21 protein-coding genes are annotated in these 22,861 nt (G+C 60.1%); 19 read left to right on the forward strand and 2 right to left on the reverse strand.

The window, feature by feature from the left end:
* Positions 1-87: 87 nt before the first annotated feature.
* From BM279_RS03865 to yczE, 19 genes are all read left to right on the forward strand, one after another.
* A complete protein-coding gene (locus tag BM279_RS03865) occupies positions 88-4,011 on the forward strand; it encodes an RHS repeat-associated core domain-containing protein (RefSeq protein WP_093501089.1) in 3,924 nt (1,307 codons plus the stop codon).
* Between the two features lie 2 nt (positions 4,012-4,013).
* Positions 4,014-4,469: a DUF4019 domain-containing protein gene (locus BM279_RS03870; RefSeq protein WP_167363087.1), complete on the forward strand. Its 456-nt coding sequence runs from the start codon at positions 4,014-4,016 to the stop codon at positions 4,467-4,469.
* Between the two features lie 538 nt (positions 4,470-5,007).
* Positions 5,008-6,900, forward strand: a complete 1,893-nt coding sequence (gene mnmG / locus BM279_RS03875) for a tRNA uridine-5-carboxymethylaminomethyl(34) synthesis enzyme MnmG (protein WP_093501093.1) — start codon at positions 5,008-5,010, stop codon at positions 6,898-6,900.
* The gene (gene rsmG, locus BM279_RS03880) at positions 6,900-7,544 is read left to right on the forward strand and encodes a 16S rRNA (guanine(527)-N(7))-methyltransferase RsmG (RefSeq protein WP_093501095.1); all 645 of its coding nucleotides are present in this window, start codon (positions 6,900-6,902) and stop codon (positions 7,542-7,544) included. Before mnmG ends, rsmG begins: the two co-directional genes overlap by 1 nt.
* Before the next feature lie 13 nt (positions 7,545-7,557).
* On the forward strand, positions 7,558-8,346 hold the full coding sequence (locus tag BM279_RS03885) for a ParA family protein (protein ID WP_013793560.1): 789 nt from the start codon (positions 7,558-7,560) through the stop codon (positions 8,344-8,346).
* An 11-nt stretch (positions 8,347-8,357) separates the two neighbouring features.
* The gene (locus BM279_RS03890; RefSeq protein ID WP_093501097.1) at positions 8,358-9,230 is read left to right on the forward strand and encodes a ParB/RepB/Spo0J family partition protein; all 873 of its coding nucleotides are present in this window, start codon (positions 8,358-8,360) and stop codon (positions 9,228-9,230) included.
* Between the two features lie 159 nt (positions 9,231-9,389).
* A complete protein-coding gene (locus tag BM279_RS03895) occupies positions 9,390-9,782 on the forward strand; it encodes a F0F1 ATP synthase subunit I (RefSeq protein WP_013793558.1) in 393 nt (130 codons plus the stop codon).
* A 31-nt stretch (positions 9,783-9,813) separates the two neighbouring features.
* Complete coding sequence (gene atpB / locus BM279_RS03900) at positions 9,814-10,683, forward strand: F0F1 ATP synthase subunit A (protein ID WP_013793557.1); 870 nt, start codon at positions 9,814-9,816, stop codon at positions 10,681-10,683.
* 152 nt (positions 10,684-10,835) lie between these two features.
* A complete protein-coding gene (gene atpE, locus BM279_RS03905) occupies positions 10,836-11,093 on the forward strand; it encodes a F0F1 ATP synthase subunit C (RefSeq protein ID WP_003097235.1) in 258 nt (85 codons plus the stop codon).
* Positions 11,094-11,150: 57 nt separating this feature from the next.
* Positions 11,151-11,621, forward strand: coding sequence for a F0F1 ATP synthase subunit B (locus BM279_RS03910; protein WP_013793556.1), 471 nt, complete (start codon positions 11,151-11,153; stop codon positions 11,619-11,621).
* A 14-nt stretch (positions 11,622-11,635) separates the two neighbouring features.
* Positions 11,636-12,172, forward strand: a complete 537-nt coding sequence (locus BM279_RS03915) for a F0F1 ATP synthase subunit delta (RefSeq protein ID WP_013793555.1) — start codon at positions 11,636-11,638, stop codon at positions 12,170-12,172.
* A 21-nt stretch (positions 12,173-12,193) separates the two neighbouring features.
* On the forward strand, positions 12,194-13,738 hold the full coding sequence (atpA, locus tag BM279_RS03920) for a F0F1 ATP synthase subunit alpha (protein ID WP_013793554.1): 1,545 nt from the start codon (positions 12,194-12,196) through the stop codon (positions 13,736-13,738).
* A 50-nt stretch (positions 13,739-13,788) separates the two neighbouring features.
* Positions 13,789-14,649, forward strand: a complete 861-nt coding sequence (gene atpG, locus BM279_RS03925; RefSeq protein ID WP_027904139.1) for a F0F1 ATP synthase subunit gamma — start codon at positions 13,789-13,791, stop codon at positions 14,647-14,649.
* 27 nt (positions 14,650-14,676) lie between these two features.
* The gene (atpD, locus tag BM279_RS03930; RefSeq protein WP_013793552.1) at positions 14,677-16,053 is read left to right on the forward strand and encodes a F0F1 ATP synthase subunit beta; all 1,377 of its coding nucleotides are present in this window, start codon (positions 14,677-14,679) and stop codon (positions 16,051-16,053) included.
* Between the two features lie 42 nt (positions 16,054-16,095).
* Complete coding sequence (locus tag BM279_RS03935) at positions 16,096-16,524, forward strand: F0F1 ATP synthase subunit epsilon (RefSeq protein WP_013793551.1); 429 nt, start codon at positions 16,096-16,098, stop codon at positions 16,522-16,524.
* Between the two features lie 197 nt (positions 16,525-16,721).
* Positions 16,722-18,086, forward strand: a complete 1,365-nt coding sequence (gene glmU / locus BM279_RS03940) for a bifunctional UDP-N-acetylglucosamine diphosphorylase/glucosamine-1-phosphate N-acetyltransferase GlmU (protein WP_093501099.1) — start codon at positions 16,722-16,724, stop codon at positions 18,084-18,086.
* A gap of 133 nt (positions 18,087-18,219) precedes the next feature.
* Positions 18,220-18,993, forward strand: a complete 774-nt coding sequence (locus tag BM279_RS03945) for a DeoR/GlpR family DNA-binding transcription regulator (protein ID WP_013793549.1) — start codon at positions 18,220-18,222, stop codon at positions 18,991-18,993.
* A 10-nt stretch (positions 18,994-19,003) separates the two neighbouring features.
* Positions 19,004-20,842, forward strand: coding sequence for a glutamine--fructose-6-phosphate transaminase (isomerizing) (gene glmS / locus BM279_RS03950; protein ID WP_093501101.1), 1,839 nt, complete (start codon positions 19,004-19,006; stop codon positions 20,840-20,842).
* Entirely contained in the window at positions 20,842-21,528 is a 687-nt protein-coding gene (gene yczE / locus BM279_RS03955; RefSeq protein ID WP_093501103.1) for a membrane protein YczE, read from the forward strand. Before glmS ends, yczE begins: the two co-directional genes overlap by 1 nt.
* Here yczE and map read toward each other — a convergent pair.
* Both map and BM279_RS03965 read right to left on the reverse strand, forming a co-directional pair.
* Positions 21,525-22,292 carry a type I methionyl aminopeptidase gene (gene map, locus BM279_RS03960; RefSeq protein ID WP_093501105.1) on the reverse strand — a complete coding sequence of 256 codons (768 nt, stop codon included), beginning with the start codon at positions 22,290-22,292 and terminating at the stop codon, positions 21,525-21,527. The two genes, yczE and map, sit on opposite strands and share 4 nt — an antisense overlap.
* A complete protein-coding gene (locus BM279_RS03965; RefSeq protein ID WP_093501107.1) occupies positions 22,289-22,498 on the reverse strand; it encodes a ParD-like family protein in 210 nt (69 codons plus the stop codon). The genes map and BM279_RS03965 overlap by 4 nt, the downstream gene beginning before the upstream one ends.
* Positions 22,499-22,861 lie beyond the last annotated feature (363 nt).

A 22,861-nucleotide genomic window follows, 5' to 3' on the forward strand; every position in this document is an offset into this window, starting at 1 on the left:
ACCGGGAACGCTGGCTGATAGGGATAGTCTGAACGTGCGGTAGCTGGCAATTTTCACTTTCCCACAGCCTCAGTAAAGGACTACAGCATGAGTGGCCTTCCGGTTTCTCATATCGGTCACAAGGTGGCCGGTTCCGTGATTGTTTCCGGCTCGCCCAACGTCTTCGTGGGCAGCACTGCCGTCGGCAAGGCGAACCGTCCATCGGCGTGTGGACCCGTAACCGGGCAGCCGGTCAACCCGATGCTCGGCGTGAAGATCCTTCCGGGGGAGGTGGATTTCTCGCTACCGGCGCCCATCCCTTTCGCCTTTATGCGGATGTACGTCTCCAGTAATGAGCGCATCGGCAGCCTGGGCCAGGGCTGGGCATTGCCCGCTGAAGGTCTGGGGCTGGAAGTATGCGATGAGCACACTGTCCTGATCGATTCCCAGGGCCGGCGTATCGGTTTCCCGGCATTGGCGCCAGGCGCTGCCTTCTATTCCGGTAGCGAGCTGCTGTGGATTCGACGCGGTGGCCACGACGCGGATCAGCCGTTCGAGGCCTGGGGCAGCAAGTGGATCGGCGTGCCGCTGTCCGTGCAGCAGCACGAGGGCTCGGTCGTGGTCCTTCGCGAGCGGATGTTCCTGCATTTTCTGCGCAACGGTGAAGGCCACTGGCTGCTGCATGCCAGCTTCGATCGCAATGGCTATCGCACCGAATTCAGCTGGAACGCCTCGGGCAGCCTATCCTGCGTAAGGGACAGTGCGGGTCGCAGCTATGCCTTCATCTATCAACAGGTTGGCGAGCCGATGCCTGGCGACTCGGGATTGCGCCTGTACGGGATCATTCTCGGCAACCCGGACGGCCCGCTACCAGCAGGCCTCGACCCGACACAACCGGGTCTCGACTGGCTGGTGACCTACGGCTTCAACGACAGTGGCGATCTCGTCGAAGTGCGCAACCGTATGGGGCAGGTGACGCGCCGCTTCGAATGGCAGAACCATATGCTGGTGGCTCACGCGCAGCCCGAGGGGCTCGAGGTTCGCTACGAGTGGAGCACCTATGACCCCACCGGTAAGGTCATCCGGCAGACCGAACTCGATGGGCTTACCCGCGACTACCGCTACGAATCAAGCCATACCGACGTGGTCGATAACCTCGGTCGCCGCGAGCGGTACCTGTTCGAAGGTGAAGGTGCCGAGCGGCAGTGGATTGCCCACGAGCGCGCTGATGGCAGCCGGATCGAATTCACCTACGACGCCTACGGCCGCCTGGCCACCATCAAGGATCCGCTGCAACGCGTGCTACAGGCGCGCTTCAATGGCGAAGGTATGCGTGCCGAGCTGGAAGAGCCGGGCAAAACCGGAACCCGCTACTTTCTCGACGACGACAACGGCTTCGTCACCGGTATGCGGAACCCTGACGGCCATGAATGGCAGATGTTACGTGATGAACGTGGCAATACGATCAGCCTGATCGACCCGCTGGGCGCGCAAACGCAGCAGACATATCAGGATTCGCGCCTACCTGATCGCCCTACGCGGATAACCGATGCCAAAGGAGGAACGCGACAACTGGCCTGGAATCGCTTCGGTGCCCTGGAGAGCTACACCGATTGCTCCGGGCATACCACCACTTGCGAATACGACAGCAATGGCTGGCTGATCGCGAGAACCGGCCCGCTCGGTCAGACTACCCGCTACCTGCGCGATAACGTGGGTCGGATAACCCGCCGTGTATCGGCAGATGGCACGCAAATCGACTACCTCCACGATCACCTTGGCCGCGTACGTCAGGTCAATGCCGCGAATCAGCAGGTCAACCTGACGTGGGATCGGTTCAGCAGACTTACCAGCGTCACCAACCCTAACGGCGGTATTCAGCAATACGCCTATGACCTGGCAGGTCGCCTGATCGCCTTGCATAACGAGAACGGCGCACAAATCCGCTTCGCCTATGACGAAGTAAACCGCTTGATTCAACAACAGGATCTAGACGGGCGTGTCAGGCAGTTTCGCTACGATGCAGGCAGCCAACTATTGGAGGAGCGTGACGATGAGGGTCGCCTGATTCGGTTTGAATACGATATCCAAGGCAGGCTGCTGCATCGCCACCTGCCGGCTACCGAGCATACGGAAGCATTCAGTGAAACCTATGCATGGAGCCGGGGCGGCCGATTGCTGGGCGTGAAGTGCCAGGACAGCGAGGTGCGGTTCACTTATGACGCCGCTGGTCGAATCATCCACGAGCTACAAATACTCGGTGAACAGTGGGCATATAGCGTAGAACATCAGCTTGATCCACTGGGTAACAGGGAAAGTAGCCGCTATGGAGATGCTCCTCGCGTCAACTGGCTGCTTTATGGGGCGGGTCATCTGCACGGCGTGGTGGTCGATGCAATTGAGCTGGCCTTCGAACGAGACGCCAGTCACCGCGAAATACATCGCGATGCCCGCCGACGTGCAGATGGCAGCGTGCTATTCAGTGAAGCGCGTCAATACGACTTGGCCGACCGGCTGATCGAATGCAATCTGCAAACGTCAGGCGGCGTTTGCTGGCATAGGCACTATGGGTATGACGAGGTGCATAACCTTGTTTCTATCCACAGCAGTGGCGCTGCTTCCATCAAGTATCGGTATGACCTGGGCGGTCGGTTGATCGAGAGCCAGCATGACGGCCATTTAGCGAGGCGCTACGATTTCGACCCGGCTGGCAACCGTGTGGATAACTCCTCCCAGAGTTGCCTGGACAATCGCATCGCTCGTCTCAACGGTCACCAGTTTCGCTATGACAGGGTTGGTAATCTGATCGAGCGTATCGATCCCGACGGCACCCTGATGACCATGGGCTATGACGGTGCGAACCGTCTTGTGCACCTGCAACAAACCGGCGCAGATGGCCAGGCATGGGATGTTCGCTACCACTATGACGGCTTGTCACGGCGTATTGCCAAGGATGTTTTGCGCGATGGCCAATGGCACCGTACCTATTATGGTTGGGACAACCACCGCCAGTGCGCCGAGGCGCAGGCCAACCGATTACGCACCACCGTGCATGAGCCGATCGGCTTTACCCCACTGCTGCGCATGGAGCAGGTACGCCAGCAGGAGAGCGCTGAAGTTCTGGAAATCCGCCGCCAACTAGGCAGCGAGGGCCAGGCTTTACCAGACGCCATGCGGCCGCAGACCGAGAATTTGCGCCTGGCTTTCTTCCATAGCGATCATTTGGGGACGCCTCTGCGCCTGACCGATACCCACGGCGATTTGCTCTGGAGTGGGGAGTCGAGTGATTGGGCTGCCATTGATGGAGAGCAAGGCAGCACCGACCAGCCGATTCGCTTCCAAGGCCAGTATCTGGATACGGAGAGCGGATTACATTACAACCGCTTCCGCTACTACGACCCGCAAGCCGGCCGCTATCTAACTCAGGATCCCCTGGGACTACTGGCCGGGATGAATACCTATCGCTACACAGAGTTGCCTACGCTTGGTATCGATCCGCTTGGGCTATTTGATTCATTCAACAATTTTCCCTATGTGAATGATCCGGCCGTCGTATCCCAGTCTTCGCTGGCATCACACATGTTGTCGAATGGTGCATCGGCAAAGGAGGTCACGGATGCGCTATATCCGACTCGCGGTTTTGAAGGCACTTTTTCTGCCGATTTGGGCTATTCATCTCATATCGGAACGGAAGGTACGTCCAGTGCGGCTGGCGTTGCCTTAGGGAAGAAAAAGGGAGAGTCTTGGAACATCTGTTACTACCAATCAACATGTGAAACGCTGGGTTTAGGTGCAGCCTTGGGGCCAGGTATCACTGGAAGCTATAGCAATACAGCTCCTACCAGTGGTGTCTCTAGAACCAAGGGATTCTTTGCCTCCGGTGGCCCTTTGGGCAATTTCAGTGGCAGCGTTCAACAGGACCTCGCAAATCCTGAAAGTTACTCAGTCAGCGGTGGCTGGGGTGTAGGTCCAGGTGTGGGAGCGGCAGGTGGAATGATGTGTGAGCAAAAACAGATTTGCTTGAGAGATTGAGCGTGAACTGGATAAAAATACTAGCAATCACCTTAAGCTGCAGTCTGATATTGGCCTGCTCGAATGATGACAAAGAGTTCCTGGAAAAGGGTTCACAGTTCGTCGATCAATTTCATAGCGAGGTCAAGCAAGGCAAGTACGCCGCCATTTATCAGGCTGCATCATCAGGACTCAAGGCAAATGGTAGTGAGCAGGAGTTCGTCGACCTGCTAACGGTGGTCAATCGTGGCTTGGGAGCTGTGCAGGAAACCCGGCTGGTAAGCCAGGCTTCCGTGAAGGCCGATACGGGGCAGGCGCTTACCCTGTTGCTGTACAACACCCGCTTTGCCAAGGGTGAGGGCACCGAGTCCTTCTACCTGGAAAATGCGAACGGCAAGCCCCTGCTGTTTCGCTATGACGTCAACTCCGACACGCTCGTGAAGAAGATGATCGAGCAAGGCGCCCGCGCCTCCCAGTAATCCCCTGCCTTTATCCACACCCCTTGGCCGCGCAGTACGAAGGGGTTCGTGCGAATCTTTCAGCAAATTTATCCATCTTGAAAAGCATTCACAGGGAAGATAAGCCCTGTGGAAAAGCTCGCCTGAGCCTTGCCGATAACCCGGTGACTAAGCCATGGATAAACCGGGCTGTGAATAACCATAGCTTTTACACACAGGCTGATCACCGCTGCCGCACATGAGCCGCGCAGGATAATCCCGCTTTCATACATCGCTGTACATTAGATAAATAAAGGCCTGTAGCAATCTATCCACAGATATCCTGAGCACCATTTATAAACATAAAAACAAGCCTTTTAAAAAAATCATTCTTTTTTCTTTATTTACCTCTGAGTTCTGCACAGCGTCTCGGTGAGAGACCACCTAATGGCAAAGGCTCACCCTTGGAACAGGATCAGTTGGCTATTTTTTGTGCAAAAGGCTTCTTTCAGCCCTGCTAAATCCCTATACTTGCTGCCCTTTCCTAAAAGCTCCCTTCTCAACAGGCACGAGGTGCGTGGTGGATTTCCCTTCCCGTTTTCAAGTGATCGTCATCGGCGGCGGTCATGCCGGTACCGAGGCTGCGCTTGCAGCGGCGCGCATGGGCGTTAAAACCCTGCTGCTGACCCATAACGTGGAAACCCTCGGGCAGATGAGCTGCAACCCCGCCATTGGCGGGATCGGCAAGAGCCACCTGGTCAAGGAAATCGACGCCCTCGGCGGCGCCATGGCGACCGCTACCGATCTGGGTGGCATCCAGTTCCGCGTACTCAATAGCCGCAAGGGTCCGGCAGTGCGTGCGACTCGCGCCCAGGCTGACCGCATTCTCTACAAGGCGGCAGTACGCGAGATTCTGGAAAACCAGCCCAACCTGTGGATATTCCAGCAAGCCGCCGATGACCTGATCGTCGAGCAGGATGAAGTCAAAGGCGTGGTCACCCAGATGGGGCTGCGTTTCTTCGCCGACTCCGTAGTGCTGACCACCGGCACCTTTCTCGGCGGACTTATCCACATCGGTCTGCAGAACTATTCCGGCGGCCGTGCAGGGGATCCACCCTCGATCGCCCTGGCCAAGCGCCTGCGTGAATTGCCGCTGCGCGTCGGTCGCCTGAAGACCGGCACGCCGCCACGTATCGACGGTCGTTCGGTGGACTTCACCCAGATGACCGAACAGCCAGGCGATACACCGATTCCGGTGATGTCGTTCATGGGTAACAAGGAGCAGCACCCACGCCAGGTGAGTTGCTGGATCACCCACACCAATGCGCGCACCCACGAGATCATCGCTGCGAACCTCGACCGCTCACCGATGTACTCCGGGGTGATCGAAGGTGTGGGCCCTCGGTATTGCCCGTCGATCGAGGACAAGATCCATCGCTTCGCCGAGAAGGACAGCCACCAGGTGTTCATCGAGCCGGAAGGCCTGACCACCCATGAGCTGTACCCCAACGGGATTTCCACGTCCCTGCCGTTCGATGTGCAGCTGCAGATCGTGCAGAGCATTCGCGGCATGGAAAACGCCCATATCGTGCGCCCGGGCTACGCCATCGAATACGACTACTTCGACCCGCGCGACCTCAAGTACAGCCTAGAGACCAAGGTCATCGGTGGTCTGTTCTTCGCTGGCCAGATCAACGGCACCACCGGTTACGAAGAAGCCGGTGCCCAAGGCCTGCTCGCCGGTGCCAACGCCGCGCTGCGCGCCAAGGGCGAAGAGGCTTGGTGCCCACGCCGTGACGAAGCCTACATCGGTGTGCTGGTCGACGACCTGATCACCCTGGGTACCCAGGAGCCGTACCGCATGTTCACTTCGCGGGCCGAATACCGGTTGATCCTGCGCGAAGACAACGCCGATCTGCGCCTGACCGAGAAAGGCCGCGAGCTGGGCCTGGTCGACGATCAGCGCTGGGCGGCGTTCGAAGCCAAGCGCGAAGGCATCACCCGGGAAGAGCAGCGCCTGAAAAGTACCTGGGTGCGCCCAAACACGCCCCAGGGTGACGCCATCGTCGAGCGCTTCGGCACGCCGCTGACCCACGAGTACAACCTGCTCAACCTGTTGTCGCGCCCGGAAATCGATTACGCCGGTCTGGTCGAGGTGACCGGCGAAGGCGCCGAGGATCCGCAGGTCGCCGAGCAGGTCGAGATCAAGACCAAATATGCCGGTTACATCGAGCGTCAGCAGGACGAGATCGCCCGGCTGCGCGCCAGTGAGGAAACCGAGCTGCCTGTGGATATCGACTACGCGACCATTTCCGGGCTGTCCAAGGAGATCCAGCACAAACTCGGCAACGCTCGGCCGCAGACCCTCGGTCAGGCCTCGCGGATTCCGGGTGTCACCCCGGCAGCCATCTCCCTGCTGCTGATCCATCTGAAAAAACGCGGCGCGGGCCGCCAGTTGGAGCAGAGCGCCTGATGTCCGTTACCGCTCGCCACGCCGAAGAACTGCAACAAGGCGCCCGCGAACTGGGCGTCGATCTGACCGAGCGGCAGCAGGCGCAGCTGCTGGGTTACCTGGCGCTGCTGATCAAGTGGAACAAGGCCTACAACCTGACCGCCGTGCGCGATCCGGACGAGATGGTTTCGCGCCACCTGCTCGACAGCCTCAGCGTGGTGCCCTTCGTGGCCGAGGCTGGGGATAACTGGCTGGATGTCGGCAGCGGCGGCGGTATGCCGGGTATTCCGCTGGCCATCCTGTTTCCAGAGCGGCGCTTCACGCTGCTCGATTCCAATGGCAAGAAGACGCGCTTCCTCACCCAGGTGAAGCTGGAGCTCAAGCTCGCCAACCTGGAAGTTATCCACAGTCGGGTGGAAGCCTTTACGCCCGAGCAGCCGTTCAACGGCATCTGCTCGCGGGCGTTCAGTTCGCTGCAGGACTTCTCCAACTGGACGCGTCACCTCGGTGATGACCATACCCAGTGGCTGGCGATGAAAGGCGTGCATCCGGATGACGAGCTGCAGGCGCTGCCAGGGGACTTTAGTCTCACCGCCACCCATGTGCTCAAGGTTCCCGGTTGCCAAGGTCAGCGCCATCTGTTGATACTGCGTCGCTCGGTTTAGGGGGAACGGCAACATGGCTAAAGTATTCGCAATCGCCAACCAGAAAGGCGGCGTGGGCAAGACCACGACCTGCATCAACCTGGCGGCGTCTCTGGTTGCGACCAAACGCCGTGTGCTGCTCATCGACCTCGACCCGCAAGGCAACGCCACCACGGGCAGCGGTATCGACAAGCAGACCCTGGAACACTCCATCTACGATGTGCTGGTCGGCGACTGCAATCTGGTCGAGGCCATGCAGTTCTCCGAGCACGGTGGCTACCAGTTGCTGCCGGCCAACCGCGACCTGACCGCTGCGGAAGTGTCCCTGCTGGAAATGAAGATGAAGGAAAGCCGCCTGCGTTATGCCTTGGCGCCGATCCGCGAGAACTACGACTACATCCTCATCGACTGCCCGCCGGCGCTGTCGATGCTGACGATCAACGCCCTGGTCGCCTCCGATGGGGTGATCATCCCCATGCAGTGCGAGTACTACGCGCTTGAGGGGCTGAGCGATCTGGTCAACAGCATCCAGCGCATCGGCAAGCTGCTCAACCCGTCGCTGAAGATCGAAGGCCTGCTGCGCACCATGTACGACCCGCGCATCAGCCTGACCAGCGACGTGTCTGCCCAGCTCAAGGAACATTTCCCCGACACGCTCTATCAAACCGTGATCCCGCGCAACGTGCGACTGGCCGAAGCCCCTAGCTTCGGCATGCCGGCGCTGGTCTACGACAAGCAATCCCGTGGTGCGATCGCCTATCTGGCGCTGGCTGGCGAGCTGGTTCGCCGCCAGCGCGCGAACGCCCACACCGCAACCGTATAAGGAAACTGTGCATGGCTGCCAAGAAACGTGGGCTCGGACGAGGCCTGGACGCCCTGCTGGGAGGCACCAGCGTCGATACGCTCGAGCAGGAAGCGGTCAAGGCCGATACCCGTGAGCTGCAGCACCTGCCTCTGGATCTGATTCAGCGCGGCAAGTACCAGCCGCGTCGCGATATGGACGCCACCGCGCTCGAGGAACTGAGCCAGTCGATCAAGACCCACGGCGTCATGCAGCCCATCGTGGTGCGTCCGGTGGGCGACGGTCGCTTCGAGATCGTTGCCGGTGAGCGTCGCTGGCGAGCCACCCAGCAGGCGGGCCTGGATCGCATCCCGGCGCTGGTGCGCGAGCTGCCGGACGAAGCTGCCATCGCCATGGCGCTGATCGAGAACATCCAGCGCGAAGACCTCAACCCCATCGAGGAAGCCATGGCCCTGCAGCGCCTGCAGCAGGAATTCCAGCTGACTCAGCAACAGGTCGCCGAAGCGGTCGGAAAGTCGCGGGTGACCATCACCAACCTGTTGCGCCTGATCGCCTTGCCCGAGGAAGTGAAAACCCTGCTCTCCCATGGCGACCTGGAGATGGGCCACGCCCGCGCGCTGCTAGGCCTGCCGGTCGAACAGCAGACCGAAGGTGCGCGACACGTTGTCGCACGCGGCCTCACCGTGCGCCAGACCGAGGCACTGGTACGCCAGTGGCTCAATACTCAGGAGCGGCCAACTGCCACTACCAAGGTCGATCCGGATATCAGCCGGCTCGAACAGCGCCTGGCTGAGCGGCTGGGCTCTCCCGTGCAGATCAAGCACGGCCAGAAGGGCAAGGGCCAACTGGTCATTCGCTACAATTCCCTCGACGAACTCCAGGGCGTTCTAGCCCACATCCGCTGAAACAATTGCTCCCGGAGCACTACGGCGAAAAGACTTTCGGGCAGTTGAACGGGGTGGGAACCACCCCTATACTCTGCGCGCATTTCGGCGGCACAAAATGTGCCAAGTTATTGATTAGCTTGGCAACGATATCTGAGAGCTGTTACCCCGGGAAAAATGATGGATACCCGCACGCCCAAACGCCTGCCGCTCCATCGTCTGCCGGTGTTTCCGATTCTCGTGGTGCAACTGCTGGTGCTGTTGGTTCTCGCCGCTGCCTGCTGGCAATGGAAGGGCACAACCGCCGGCTATTCCGGATTGTGCGGCGGGCTGATCGCCTGGCTGCCGAATCTGTATTTCGCCCACAAGGCATTCCGGTTTTCCGGAGCGCGGGCGGCCCAGGCCATCGTCCGGTCGTTCTACGCCGGCGAAGCAGGGAAACTGGTTTTGACAGCAGTGCTTTTCGCGCTGGTGTTTGCAGGTGTGAAGCCATTGGATGCGGCGGCCTTGTTCGGCGTATTCCTGCTGACCCAATTGGTCAACTGGTTCGCACCCTTGCTGATGAAGAGATGATTTTTAAAGCCTTAGAGCGTTTGAGGGATTTATGGCAGCTGCAGAAACCGCTTCGGGTTATATCCAGCATCACTTGCAGAACCTGACCTATGGTCAGCACCCGGTCAACGGCTGGGGGTTCGCCCACAACGCCCAGGAAGCCAAAGAAATGGGTTTCTGGGCTTTCCACCTGGATACCCTGGGTATCTCCGTGGTGCTGGGTCTGATCTTCATCTTCCTGTTCAAGGCAGCTGCCAAGCGCGCCACCTCCGGTCAGCCCGGCGGCCTGCAGAACTTCGTCGAAGTGCTGGTCGAGTTCGTCGACGGCAGCGTGAAGGACACCTTCCACGGCCGTAACGCCCTGATCGCCCCGCTGGCCCTGACCATCTTCGTCTGGATCTTCCTGATGAACCTGATGGACCTGGTGCCGGTAGACTGGATCCCGGTGGCTGCCGCCAAGATCGCCGGTGACGAGCACCTGTTCTTCCGCGCCGTACCGACTACCGACCCGAACGCCACTCTGGGCATGGCCCTCTCGGTATTCGCGCTGATCATCTTCTACAGCATCAAGGTCAAGGGAATTGGCGGCTTCCTGGGCGAGCTGACCCTGCACCCGTTCAGCGCCAAGAACATCTTCGTCAAGATCCTGCTGATTCCGGTCAACTTCCTGCTGGAATTCGTGACCCTGATCGCCAAGCCGGTGTCTCTGGCCCTGCGACTGTTCGGCAACCTGTACGCTGGCGAGCTGATCTTCATCCTCATCGCGGTCATGTTCGGCGGCGGCATTCTGTTGGCAGCACTGGCAGGCGTTCTGCAGTGGGCCTGGGCAGTCTTCCACCTGATCATCATCACGCTGCAGGCCTTCATCTTCATGATGCTGACCATCGTCTACCTGTCGATGGCGCACGAAGACAGCCATTGATGAACGTATCGCGCATCCTTGATGCGCGGCGTTGTCGATGGATCCGGCCTCGGCTGGAACGCCCGCAAGGGCACTGGAAGTAACGGTTTTGCTTTACCGCTTTACCCTTAGAAAAACCTTAACCAATACGACGTAAAAAGTCGGGAGGAAAGATGGAAACTGTAGTTGGTCTGACCGCGATCGCTGTTGCTCTGCTGATTGGCCTGGGCGCTCTGGGTACCGCTATCGGCTTCGGCCTGCTGGGCGGCAAGTTCCTGGAAGGCGCTGCGCGTCAGCCGGAAATGGTTCCGATGCTGCAAGTCAAAATGTTCATCGTCGCCGGCCTGCTGGACGCCGTGACCATGATCGGTGTTGGTATCGCACTGTTCTTCACCTTCGCGAACCCCTTCGTTGGTCAAATCGCTGGCTAATCACTCGAATTTTCGAGTTGATTGGTGTGATGGACAACGAACGAGCGAGGTGTTGGCGTGAACATTAATGCAACCCTGATTGGCCAGTCCGTTGCCTTCTTCATCTTCGTGCTGTTCTGCATGAAGTTCGTATGGCCTCCGGTCATTGCGGCTTTGCAAGAGCGTCAGAAGAAGATTGCTGAAGGTCTGGACGCTGCCAGTCGTGCGGCTCGTGACCTGGAGTTGGCCCAAGAGAAAGCGGGTCAGCAACTGCGCGAAGCCAAGACACAGGCTGCTGAAATCATTGAGCAAGCCAAGAAACGCGCGAACCAGATCGTCGATGAAGCCCGTGATCAGGCTCGCGTCGAGGCGGATCGTGTGAAGGCTCAGGCTCAGGCCGAGATCGAACAGGAAATCAACAGCGTCAAAGACGCCCTGCGTGCCCAAGTGGGTGCCCTGGCCGTCGGCGGTGCCGAGAAGATCCTGGGCGCATCCATCGACCAAAACGCGCATGCGGAGCTGGTTTCCAAACTGGCCGCCGAAATTTAAGCGAGGGCGCGATCATGGCAGAACTGACCACGTTGGCCCGACCTTATGCCAAGGCGGCTTTCGAATACGCCCAGGCCCACCAGCAGCTGGCCTCTTGGTCAGCCATGCTCGGCCTGGCAGCGGCGGTGTCTCAGGACGCCACCCTGCAGAGCGTGTTCAAGGCCCCGCGTTTGACGAGTACAGACAAGGCCACCACCTTCGTCGAGGTGTGTGGTGACAAGTTCGACGCCCAGGTACGCAATTTCATCCACGTTGTCGCAGAGAATGATCGTCTGGCCCTGTTGCCGGAAATCTTCGCGCTGTTCGAGCTGTACAAGGCCGAGCAGGAGAAGTCGATCGACGTGGACGTTACCAGTGCCTTCGCATTGAGCGATGAACAGCAAGACAAACTCGCCAAGGTTCTCAGTGCACGGCTCGGCCGGGAAGTGCGCCTGCACGCTGCGGAGGACGCCGCCTTGATTGGTGGTGTCGTGATCCGCGCCGGCGACCTGGTTATCGATGGCTCAGTTCGCGGCAAGATCGCGAAGCTGGCCGAAGCATTGAAATCTTGAGTTTGAAGGGGCAGCAGAGCTATGCAGCAACTCAATCCTTCCGAAATTAGTGAAATCATCAAGGGACGTATCGAGAAACTCGACGTCTCTTCCCAAGCCCGTAACGAAGGCACCATCGTCAGCGTATCCGACGGTATCGTGCGCATTCACGGTCTCGCCGACGTCATGTACGGCGAAATGATCGAGTTCCCGGGCAGCGTCTACGGTATGGCACTGAACCTGGAGCAGGACTCCGTCGGTGCCGTTGTCCTGGGTGCGTACACCACCCTGGCCGAAGGCATGAGCGCCAAGTGCACCGGTCGCATCCTGGAAGTTCCGGTTGGTCCGGAACTGCTGGGCCGGGTTGTCGACGCACTGGGTAACCCGATCGATGGCAAAGGCCCGATCAACACCGCCGCTACCGACGCTGTCGAGAAAGTGGCTCCAGGTGTGATCTGGCGTAAGTCGGTCGACCAGCCGGTACAGACTGGCTACAAGTCGGTCGATGCCATGATCCCGGTAGGCCGTGGCCAGCGCGAGCTGATCATCGGTGACCGTCAGATCGGTAAGACTGCCCTGGCCGTCGACGCCATCATCAACCAGAAGAACAGCGGCATCTTCTGCGTCTACGTAGCCGTTGGTCAGAAGCAATCGACCATCGCCAACGTGGTGCGCAAGCTGGAAGAGTCCGGTGCTCTGGCCAACACCATCGTCGTAGCTGCTTCGGCTTCCGAATCGGCTGCACTGCAGTTCCTGGCTCCTTACGCCGGCTGCACCATGGGCGAATACTTCCGCGACCGCGGTGAAGACGCGCTGATCGTTTATGACGATCTGTCCAAGCAAGCAGTGGCTTACCGCCAGATTTCCCTGCTGCTGCGCCGTCCGCCAGGCCGTGAAGCCTACCCGGGCGACGTGTTCTATCTCCACAGCCGTCTGCTGGAGCGTGCTTCGCGCGTTTCCGAAGAGTACGTCGAGAAGTTCACCAACGGCGCCGTGACTGGCAAGACCGGTTCCCTGACCGCTCTGCCGATCATCGAAACCCAGGCTGGCGACGTTTCCGCGTTCGTTCCGACCAACGTGATTTCCATCACCGACGGTCAGATCTTCCTGGAATCGGCCATGTTCAACTCGGGTATCCGTCCGGCCGTCAACGCCGGTATCTCGGTATCCCGTGTGGGTGGTGCTGCGCAGACCAAGATCATCAAGAAGCTCTCCGGTGGTATCCGTACCGCTCTGGCTCAGTACCGTGAACTGGCGGCATTCGCCCAGTTCGCTTCTGACCTGGACGAAGCCACCCGCAAACAGCTCGAGCATGGTCAGCGTGTTACCGAGCTGATGAAGCAGAAGCAATACGCTCCGATGTCCATCGCGGACATGGCGCTGTCGCTGTATGCCGCCGAGCGTGGTTTCCTGACCGACATCGAAGTCGCCAAGATCATCAGCTTCGAGCAGGCTCTGATCGCCTTCTTCAACCGTGATCACGCCGACCTGATGGCGAAGATCAACGAGAAGGGTGACTTCAACGACGACATCGATGGCCAGCTCAAAGCCGGTATCGAGAAGTTCAAAGCCACCCAAACCTGGTAAGCCGCAGCGGGCGTCGAGAGACGCCCGCCTGCTAACCCGATAGGTGTGAAATGGCAGGCGCAAAAGAGATTCGCAGCAAGATTGCGAGCATCAAAAGCACGCAGAAGATCACCAGCGCCATGGAAAAGGTGGCGGTCAGCAAGATGCGCAAGGCACAACAGCGCATGGCAGCTAGCCGCCCCTACGCGGAGCGTATCCGCCAGGTAATTGGTCATCTGGCCAACGCCAACCCGGAATACCGTCATCCCTTCATGATCGAACGCGAAGTAAAGCGCGTCGGTTACGTGGTGGTGAGTTCGGACCGTGGTCTGTGCGGTGGCTTGAATACCAACCTGTTCAAGGCCCTGGTCAAGGACATGTCGGCAAACCGCGAGCGCGGCGTGGAGATCGATCTCTGCGTAGTTGGCAGCAAGGGTGCGGCATTCTTCCGCAACTTTGGTGGCAACGTGGTCGCTGCAATCAGCCACCTCGGCGAAGAGCCGTCGATCAACGATCTGATCGGCAGCGTCAAGGTGATGCTCGATGCTTACCTGGAAGGGCGCATCGACCGTTTGTCCGTGGTTTCCAACAAGTTCATCAACACCATGACCCAGAAGCCGACCGTGGAGCAGTTGATTCCACTGGTGGCCGATCCGGATCAGGAGCTGAAACACCACTGGGACTACCTGTACGAACCCGACGCCAAGCAGCTGCTTGACGGGCTGATGGTGCGCTACGTGGAGTCGCAGGTGTACCAGGCAGTGGTCGAGAACAATGCAGCCGAACAGGCCGCACGGATGATCGCGATGAAGAACGCCACCGATAACGCTGGCGACCTCATCAAAGACCTGCAGTTGATCTACAACAAGGCACGTCAGGCAGCGATCACCCAGGAAATTTCGGAAATCGTCGGCGGCGCTGCCGCGGTTTAACGGTTCAAATATTCAGAGGAACCAAAGATGAGTAGCGGACGTATCGTTCAAATCATCGGCGCCGTCATCGACGTGGAATTCCCGCGTGACAAGGTGCCGAGTGTTTATGAAGCGCTGAAAGTAGTCGGCGCCGAAACCACTCTGGAAGTTCAGCAGCAGCTGGGCGATGGCGTGGTGCGTACCATTGCGATGGGTTCGACCGAAGGCCTCAAGCGTGGCCTGAACGTCGACAGCACCGGCGCTGGCATCCAGGTACCGGTCGGGGTCAAGACCCTGGGCCGTATCATGGACGTGCTGGGCAACCCGATCGACGAAGCCGGTCCGATTGGCGAAGAAGAGCGCTGGGGCATTCACCGTGCCGCACCGACCTACGCCGAGCAATCGGGCTCCAACGAGCTGCTGGAAACCGGCATCAAGGTTATCGACCTGGTCTGCCCGTTCGCCAAGGGCGGTAAAGTCGGTCTGTTCGGTGGTGCCGGTGTCGGCAAGACCGTAAACATGATGGAGCTGATCCGTAACATCGCCATCGAGCACAGCGGTTATTCCGTGTTCGCCGGTGTGGGTGAGCGTACTCGTGAGGGTAACGACTTCTACCACGAGATGAAGGACTCCAACGTTCTCGACAAGGTAGCCCTGGTCTACGGTCAGATGAACGAGCCACCAGGCAACCGTCTGCGCGTCGCCCTGACCGGCCTGACCATGGCCGAGAAGTTCCGTGACGAAGGCCGTGACGTTCTGTTCTTCGTGGACAACATCTACCGCTACACCCTGGCCGGTACCGAAGTATCCGCACTGCTCGGCCGTATGCCGTCGGCAGTAGGTTACCAGCCGACCCTGGCTGAAGAGATGGGTGTTCTGCAAGAGCGCATCACCTCCACCAAGACCGGTTCGATCACCTCGATCCAGGCCGTATACGTACCTGCGGACGACCTGACCGACCCAAGCCCGGCGACTACCTTCGCCCACTTGGACGCCACCGTCGTACTGTCCCGTGACATCGCCTCCCTGGGTATCTACCCGGCGGTCGACCCACTGGACTCGACTTCGCGCCAGCTGGACCCGAACGTGATCGGCCAGGAGCACTACGACACCGCTCGCGGCGTTCAGTACGTGCTGCAGCGCTACAAAGAGCTGAAGGACATCATCGCGATCCTCGGCATGGACGAACTGTCGGAAGAAGACAAGCAGCTGGTATCCCGTGCTCGTAAGATCCAGCGTTTCCTGTCCCAGCCGTTCTTCGTTGCTGAAGTGTTCACCGGCTCGCCAGGCAAGTACGTTTCCCTGAAGGACACCATCGCTGGTTTCAGCGGCATCCTCAAAGGTGAGTACGATCACCTGCCGGAGCAGGCGTTCTACATGGTCGGTGGCATCGAAGAAGCCATCGAGAAAGCGAAGAAACTGTAATCACCCGTGCGCCCGGCAACGGGCGCTTACGTGAGGCTAGATATGGCTATGACAGTCCATTGCGACATCGTCAGCGCAGAAGGCGAGATCTTCTCCGGTCTGGTCGAGATGGTGATCGCGCATGGCAACCTGGGTGATCTGGGTATCACCCCGGGCCACGCGCCGCTGATCACCGACCTCAAGCCGGGCCCGATTCGTCTGGTCAAGCAGGGTGGCGATATCGAGGTGTTCTACATCTCCGGTGGCTTCCTGGAAGTGCAGCCAAGCATGGTCAAGGTTCTTGCCGATACCGTGCAGCGCGCTGCTGACCTGGACGAAGCCTCCGCTCAGGAAGCCGTCAAGGCTGCCGAGAAAGCGCTGAGCGAGCAGGGAGCCGAGTTCGACTACGGTTCCGCCGCTGCTCGTCTGGCCGAAGCCGCAGCCCAGCTGCGCACCGTCCAGCAAATGCGCAAGAAGTTCGGCGGTAGCTGATACCGACGCTCTTCATCGTTGCTTGGAAAAGGGGTAGCCTTGGCTACCCCTTTTTTTGCCCGCGATTTAACCAAGGTTGTGGATAACCCGATCATGTGGGAGCAGCTTTACCCACGACGATCTATCACTGATCGACACTCGCGCAACGGATTGCTGTGAACCCTCTTTCTTTCCGCTCTCGTTTATCTGGATCTGCCATGTCCCTTGATATCGTCATTCTCGCCGCTGGCCAGGGCACCCGCATGCGTTCGGCGCTGCCCAAGGTGCTGCATCCGGTCGCTCACAAGCCCATGCTTGGCCACGTCATCGACACTGCCCGCAGTCTGCAGCCGCAGAGCATCCAGGTGGTGATCGGCCATGGCGCCGAGAGGGTACGCGAGCGCCTGGCGGCCGACGACCTGAATTTCGTCATCCAGGCCGAGCAGTTGGGTACCGGCCACGCTGTGGCCCAGGCCCAGCCGGCCTTGAGTGCCGATACGGTCTTGATCCTGTACGGGGACGTGCCGCTAATCGAGCCGGCGACCCTGCAACGCCTGCTGGAGCTGGTCAACGACAACCAGCTGGGCCTGCTCACCGTCGAGCTGGCCGACCCGACCGGCTACGGCCGCATCGTGCGTGACGAGCAGGGCGCCGTGCAGGCCATCGTCGAACACAAAGATGCCAGCGAGGCACAGCGGCAGATCCGTGAAGGCAACACTGGCATTCTCGCCGTGCCCGGCAAGCGCCTGGGCGACTGGCTGGGGCGCCTCTCGAACAGCAACGCTCAGGGCGAGTACTACCTGACCGACGTGATCGCCATGGCGGTCGCTGACGGCCTGATAGTGGCCACCGCTACCGCTGCCGACGAAATGGAAGTGCTCGGCGCCAACGACCGTATACAGCTCGCCCAGCTCGAGTGCCATTACCAGCAGCGCATGGCTCGCCGGCTGATGGCCCAGGGCGTAACCCTGCGCGATCCGCACCGTTTCGACGTACGTGGTGAGGTGATCGTAGGCCGTGACGTGACCATCGATATCAACGTGATCCTCGAAGGCCAGGTAGTCATCGAAGACGACGTACAGATCGGCCCGAACTGCGTGATCAAGGACAGCACCCTGCGCAAGGGCGCCATCGTCAAGGCCAACAGCCACCTGGAAGGCGCCGAAGTGGGGGAAGGTGCCGATTGCGGTCCGTTCGCCCGTTTGCGGCCGGGCAGCGTACTGGGCGCCAAGGCCCACGTGGGTAACTTCGTGGAGTTGAAGAACGCCGTGCTGGGCGAGGGTGCCAAGGCCGGTCACCTGAGCTATCTGGGTGATGCCGAGATCGGTGCGCGCAGCAACATCGGTGCGGGTACCATCACCTGCAACTACGACGGTGCCAACAAGCACCGCACCGTAATGGGCGAGGATGTCTTCGTCGGCTCCAACAGTGCGCTGGTAGCGCCCGTAGCACTGGGCGATGGCGTCACTACCGCTGCCGGTTCGGTCGTTACCTCGGATGTGCCGGCCAACAACCTGGCCGTCGCGCGCGGCCGGCAGCGTAATATCGAAGGCTGGCAGCGTCCCACCAAGAAAAAGCCGTAGTCGCACGCTGTGGATAACCGGCAGCCAGCGCACCGCAGTAGCCATTAGGGTTATCCACAGCAATGTTCCTCTTGACGCCAAAAGCGTGTTGAGTTTTGATTCGCGCCATTATCTTTCGAATCGAAACTTAAGCATGTCGAAACGCAACACACCGCAACGCCGACACACCATTCTTGCCTTGCTCGCCGAGCAGGGCGAGGTGAGCGTCGACGCCTTGGCCAAGCGTTTCGCCACCTCCGAAGTAACCATTCGCAAGGATCTTGCTGCGCTGGAAGCCAATGGCCTGCTGTTGCGCCGTTATGGCGGTGCAGTGCCGCTGCCCCAGGAAATGATGGTCGAGAGCAGCCAGCCAGTGTCTCGCTACAAGCAGGCGATCGCTCGGGCCGGCGTGGCGCGCATCCGCGAGCATGCGCGGATCATCATCGACAGCGGCACCACCACGGCGGCGATGATCCCCGAGCTGGGCCACAAGCCCGGTCTGGTGGTGATGACCAATTCCCTGAACGTGGCCAATGCGCTGCGCGATATCGAGCACGAGCCGGTGCTGCTGATGACCGGCGGCACGTGGGATCCGCATTCGGAGTCCTTCCAGGGCCAGGTCGCCGAGCAGGTGCTGCGCTCCTATGATTTCGACCAGCTATTCATCGGCGCCGACGGCATCGATCTGCAGCGCGGCACCACCACCTTCAACGAGCTGCTGGGCCTTTCGCGGGTGATGGCCGAGGTGGCCCGTGAGGTGATCGTGATGGTCGAGAGCGACAAGATCGGCCGGCGCATTCCCAATCTCGAGCTGCCCTGGGGCAGCGTGCACACCCTGATTACCGACGAGCGCCTCGACAGCGAGGCGCGCGAACAACTCTTGGCCCGCGGGATCCAGCTGATCTGCGCGGCCACTGACGCATCCTGAGGAGAACGCTATGTGTGGCATCGTAGGCGCCATTGCCGAACGCAACATCACCGCCGTGCTGGTCGAGGGCCTGAAGCGCCTCGAATACCGCGGCTATGACAGTGCCGGCGTGGCACTGCTCGATGACATCGGAAGCCTGCAGCGCCGTCGTCGCGTTGGCAAGGTCAGCGAGTTGGAGGCGGCGCTGGACAGCGAGCCGCTGCCGGGCCGTCTGGGTATCGCCCACACCCGCTGGGCCACCCACGGCGTGCCGACCGAAAACAATGCCCACCCACACTTTTCCGGTGATCAACTGGCGGTGGTGCATAACGGCATCATCGAAAACCATGGCCCGTTGCGCGAGCAGTTGCAGGGCCTGGGTTACCACTTCAGCTCGGATACCGACACCGAAGTCATCGTCCACCTGCTCGACCACACCCTGAAGAGCCATAGCGACCTGGCCGACGCCCTCAAGGCGGTGGTCAAGCAATTGCGCGGCGCCTACGGCCTGGCGGTGATCAGCGCGGCCAACCCGAATCGTCTGCTCGCCGCCCGCAGTGGCAGCCCGCTGGTGATCGGTTTGGGCCTGGGCGAGAACTTCCTCGCCTCCGACCAGCTTGCCCTGCGCCAGGTCACTGACCGTTTCATGTACCTGGAAGAAGGCGATATCGCCGAAATCCAGCGCGACAGCGTGCAGATCTGGGATGCCAACGGCAACGTTGTGCAGCGCGAAGCGGTGCAGTACCACGAAGGTGCCGATGCGGCCGACAAGGGCGTGTTCCGTCACTTCATGCTCAAGGAGATCCACGAGCAGCCCAAGGTCGTGCAACGCACCCTGGAAGGCCGCCTCGGCAGCGACCATGTGCTGGTGCAGGCCTTTGGCCCCCAGGCCGCCGAACTGTTCGCCAAGGTGCGCAACGTGCAGATCGTCGCCTGTGGTACCAGCTACCACGCCGGCATGGTTGCCCGTTACTGGCTTGAAGAGCTGGCCGGCATCCCCTGCCAGGTCGAAGTGGCCAGCGAGTTTCGCTATCGCCGCGTCGCGGTGCAGCCGGACACCTTGTTCGTCAGCATCTCCCAGTCCGGCGAGACGGCTGACACCCTGGCCGCGCTGCGCAACGCCAAGGCCGATGGCGGTTACCTGGCCAGCTTGGCGATCTGCAACGTCGGCATAAGCTCGCTGGTACGCGAGTCCGACCTGACCCTGCTGACCCATGCCGGCCCCGAGATCGGCGTCGCCTCCACCAAGGCCTTCACCACCCAGCTGGTGGGCCTGATGCTGCTGACCCTGGCACTCGGCCAGGTCAAGGGCACGCTGCAAGCGGGTGTCGCCGCCGAACTCGTCGAGGAGCTGCGCCGCCTGCCGGCGCGCCTGGACGAAGCTCTGGCCATGGACAAGATCGTCGAGAAGGTTTCCGAGCTGTTCGCCGAAAAGCACCACACCCTGTTCCTTGGTCGTGGTGCCCAGTATCCGGTGGCGATGGAAGGCGCCCTCAAGCTCAAGGAAATTTCCTATATCCACGCCGAGGCCTACCCGGCTGGTGAGCTCAAGCACGGCCCGCTGGCCCTGGTCGACGCCGACATGCCGGTAGTCACCGTGGCGCCCAACAACGACCTGCTCGACAAGCTCAAGTCCAACCTGCAGGTGGTTCGCGCCCGTGGCGGCGAGCTGATCGTGTTCGCCGATGCCAGTGCGGCCATGAGCAATGGCGAAGGCACCCATGTGGTTAACATGCCGCATATCCACGATGCCTTGGCACCGATCCTCTATACCCTGCCGTTGCAACTGCTGTCCTACCATGTGGCCGTGCTGCGCGGCACCGATGTGGATCAGCCACGTAACCTGGCCAAGTCAGTCACGGTGGAATGATGGGCGACAGGGCTGTGCTGGTTCAGTTGGGGCCACTGGCGCAATTGCGCGCCGGCCAACTGCCGCGGCGTCTGCTGCAGCTGTTTGTCGGCCTGGCGTTCTTCGGCATTTCCATGGCGATGATGATCCGCGGCAACCTGGGGCTGTCGCCCTGGGATGCGTTGCATGTCGGCCTGGCCAAGATGCTGCCGCTGAGCTTTGGCTGGATCGTGGTGGGTGTGTCCTTCACGGTGCTGCTGCTGTGGATTCCGCTGCGGGAAATCCCCGGCCTGGGCACTATCGCCAACGCCGTAGTGATCGGCCTGGTGGCCGACCTTACCCTGCAGCAGCTGGTGGCGCCGGAGGGTTTTATCTGGCGCCTGCTGCTGACCCTGGGCGGCGTGCTGCTCTGTGGTTTCGGCTCAGCGCTATATATCGGTGCCCAGCTGGGCCGTGGCCCGCGGGATGGCCTGATGACCGGCCTGCATAGGGTAACCGGTTATTCGTTGCGCTCCATGCGTACGGCCATCGAGTTGGGCGTGCTGCTGGTCGGCACCTTGCTCGCCGGCTACAAGGTGCTGGGCATCGGCACCCTGCTGTTCGCCTTCGGCATCGGCCCGCTGACCCAGCTGATGCTGCCGTGGGTGCTGGTCAGGTTGCAGGCGCCCGTGAGCGAAAACGCTGCCATCACCCCCGAGGCGCGTTAGCCCGGCGGTGTTTCATCCGGTCGCAGGGTCAGCACCCGCACGCCATCGGCGGTAACCGCCACGGTGTGCTCGAACTGGGCGGACAACAAACCATCGGTGGTTACCACCGTCCAGCCATCACCCAGGGGGCGGGTGCCTGCTTTGCCCTGGTTGATCATCGGCTCGATGGTGAAGGTCATGCCTTCGCGCAGGGTCAGGCCGGTTCCGGTCTTGCCCCAGTGCAGCACTTCCGGCGCCTCGTGCATCTGTTTGCCGATGCCATGGCCGCAATACTCGCGTACCACCGAATAGCCATGGGCGCGGGCGTGGCGTTCGATGGCATGGCCAATATCGCCCAGCCGGCCGCCAGGGCGTACCGCCGCGATCCCTTTCCACAGTGCCTCGTAGGTCACGCGGGTAAGGTGCTCTGCTTCCTGCGAAACGCTACCAATCAGGTAAGTCTTGCTGGAGTCGGCGATATAGCCGTTCTTTTCCAGGGTGATATCGAAATTAACCAGGTCGCCGTTCTGCAATACGTCTTTGGCGCTTGGCACCCCGTGGCACACCACACTGTTGATGGAGGCGTTGAGCGAGTAGGCGAAACCGTACTGGCCTTTACTGGCCGGGCGGGCGTTGAGGTTGTGGACAATGAAGTTATCCACAATGCCGTCGACCTGCAGGGTCGACATTCCGCACAGGTCCAGCTTATCAAGGTGAGTGAAGACCGAGGCCAATAGCCGGCCGGCTTCGGCCATCAGAGCGATTTGTTCTGGCGTCTTGATCATGACGCGTTCGCCAGGCCGGGCGCCGATACGCCGGCAGCACGCAGCTCAGCGGCCATTACTTCGTTGAAGCTCAGGGTCGGATTCATTTCACAGAGCATGCCGATGCGGATCCAGAAGCTGGCCTGAGCGTTGATAGAACGATGAGACACGCTGCTCGCACGACGGATCTGGTCGTGCAACTCATCTTCGATATTAACGATACCCATGGGTAGATCTCTATACTATTCGTATATGGATCATATATATTTTGCTCTGCATTGCCAGAAGGTTTGTCGGTGTGATGATCTAACAGTGCTGTTCAAGAAATAATCAGACTCAGCGAAGGCAGTATTTTTACTGGCTTACAGCGTTCTATCCACAGGTGATAAAGGTTTTTATCCAAGGTATCTGTGCATAAGGAACTGAAGCTGTTCAAATAATGAACATCCCTCCGTAATGGCCGTGGCGCTAAGGATTTAAAAGCCCGCTACCAGCTTATCCACAGACTCGACCCCGAGAATTGTGAATAGTCGCTATTTAGTGCACAACCTCGCTTGAAGCCAGGCTAGGTATGTTCGTCATCCAATCGT

It is taken from the genome of Phytopseudomonas straminea, from assembly GCF_900112645.1.
Lineage (GTDB): Bacteria > Pseudomonadota > Gammaproteobacteria > Pseudomonadales > Pseudomonadaceae > Aquipseudomonas > Aquipseudomonas straminea.

Excerpts from the sequence above, each read along its gene's own strand:
- atpE (WP_003097235.1), top strand. The coding sequence starts at position 10,836 with ATGGAAACTGTAGTTGGTCTGACCGCGATCGCTGTTGCTCTGCTGATT.
- glmU (WP_093501099.1), top strand. The coding sequence starts at position 16,722 with ATGTCCCTTGATATCGTCATTCTCGCCGCTGGCCAGGGCACCCGCATG.
- BM279_RS03915 (WP_013793555.1), top strand. The coding sequence starts at position 11,636 with ATGGCAGAACTGACCACGTTGGCCCGACCTTATGCCAAGGCGGCTTTC.
- rsmG (WP_093501095.1), top strand. The coding sequence starts at position 6,900 with ATGTCCGTTACCGCTCGCCACGCCGAAGAACTGCAACAAGGCGCCCGC.
- atpA (WP_013793554.1), top strand. The coding sequence starts at position 12,194 with ATGCAGCAACTCAATCCTTCCGAAATTAGTGAAATCATCAAGGGACGT.
- BM279_RS03885 (WP_013793560.1), top strand. The coding sequence starts at position 7,558 with ATGGCTAAAGTATTCGCAATCGCCAACCAGAAAGGCGGCGTGGGCAAG.
- BM279_RS03865 (WP_093501089.1), top strand. The coding sequence starts at position 88 with ATGAGTGGCCTTCCGGTTTCTCATATCGGTCACAAGGTGGCCGGTTCC.
- atpG (WP_027904139.1), top strand. The coding sequence starts at position 13,789 with ATGGCAGGCGCAAAAGAGATTCGCAGCAAGATTGCGAGCATCAAAAGC.
- BM279_RS03945 (WP_013793549.1), top strand. The coding sequence starts at position 18,220 with ATGTCGAAACGCAACACACCGCAACGCCGACACACCATTCTTGCCTTG.
- yczE (WP_093501103.1), top strand. The coding sequence starts at position 20,842 with ATGGGCGACAGGGCTGTGCTGGTTCAGTTGGGGCCACTGGCGCAATTG.
- map (WP_093501105.1), bottom strand. The coding sequence starts at position 22,292 with ATGATCAAGACGCCAGAACAAATCGCTCTGATGGCCGAAGCCGGCCGG.
- BM279_RS03965 (WP_093501107.1), bottom strand. The coding sequence starts at position 22,498 with ATGGGTATCGTTAATATCGAAGATGAGTTGCACGACCAGATCCGTCGT.
- BM279_RS03890 (WP_093501097.1), top strand. The coding sequence starts at position 8,358 with ATGGCTGCCAAGAAACGTGGGCTCGGACGAGGCCTGGACGCCCTGCTG.
- glmS (WP_093501101.1), top strand. The coding sequence starts at position 19,004 with ATGTGTGGCATCGTAGGCGCCATTGCCGAACGCAACATCACCGCCGTG.
- atpB (WP_013793557.1), top strand. The coding sequence starts at position 9,814 with ATGGCAGCTGCAGAAACCGCTTCGGGTTATATCCAGCATCACTTGCAG.
- BM279_RS03935 (WP_013793551.1), top strand. The coding sequence starts at position 16,096 with ATGGCTATGACAGTCCATTGCGACATCGTCAGCGCAGAAGGCGAGATC.
- BM279_RS03895 (WP_013793558.1), top strand. The coding sequence starts at position 9,390 with ATGGATACCCGCACGCCCAAACGCCTGCCGCTCCATCGTCTGCCGGTG.
- atpD (WP_013793552.1), top strand. The coding sequence starts at position 14,677 with ATGAGTAGCGGACGTATCGTTCAAATCATCGGCGCCGTCATCGACGTG.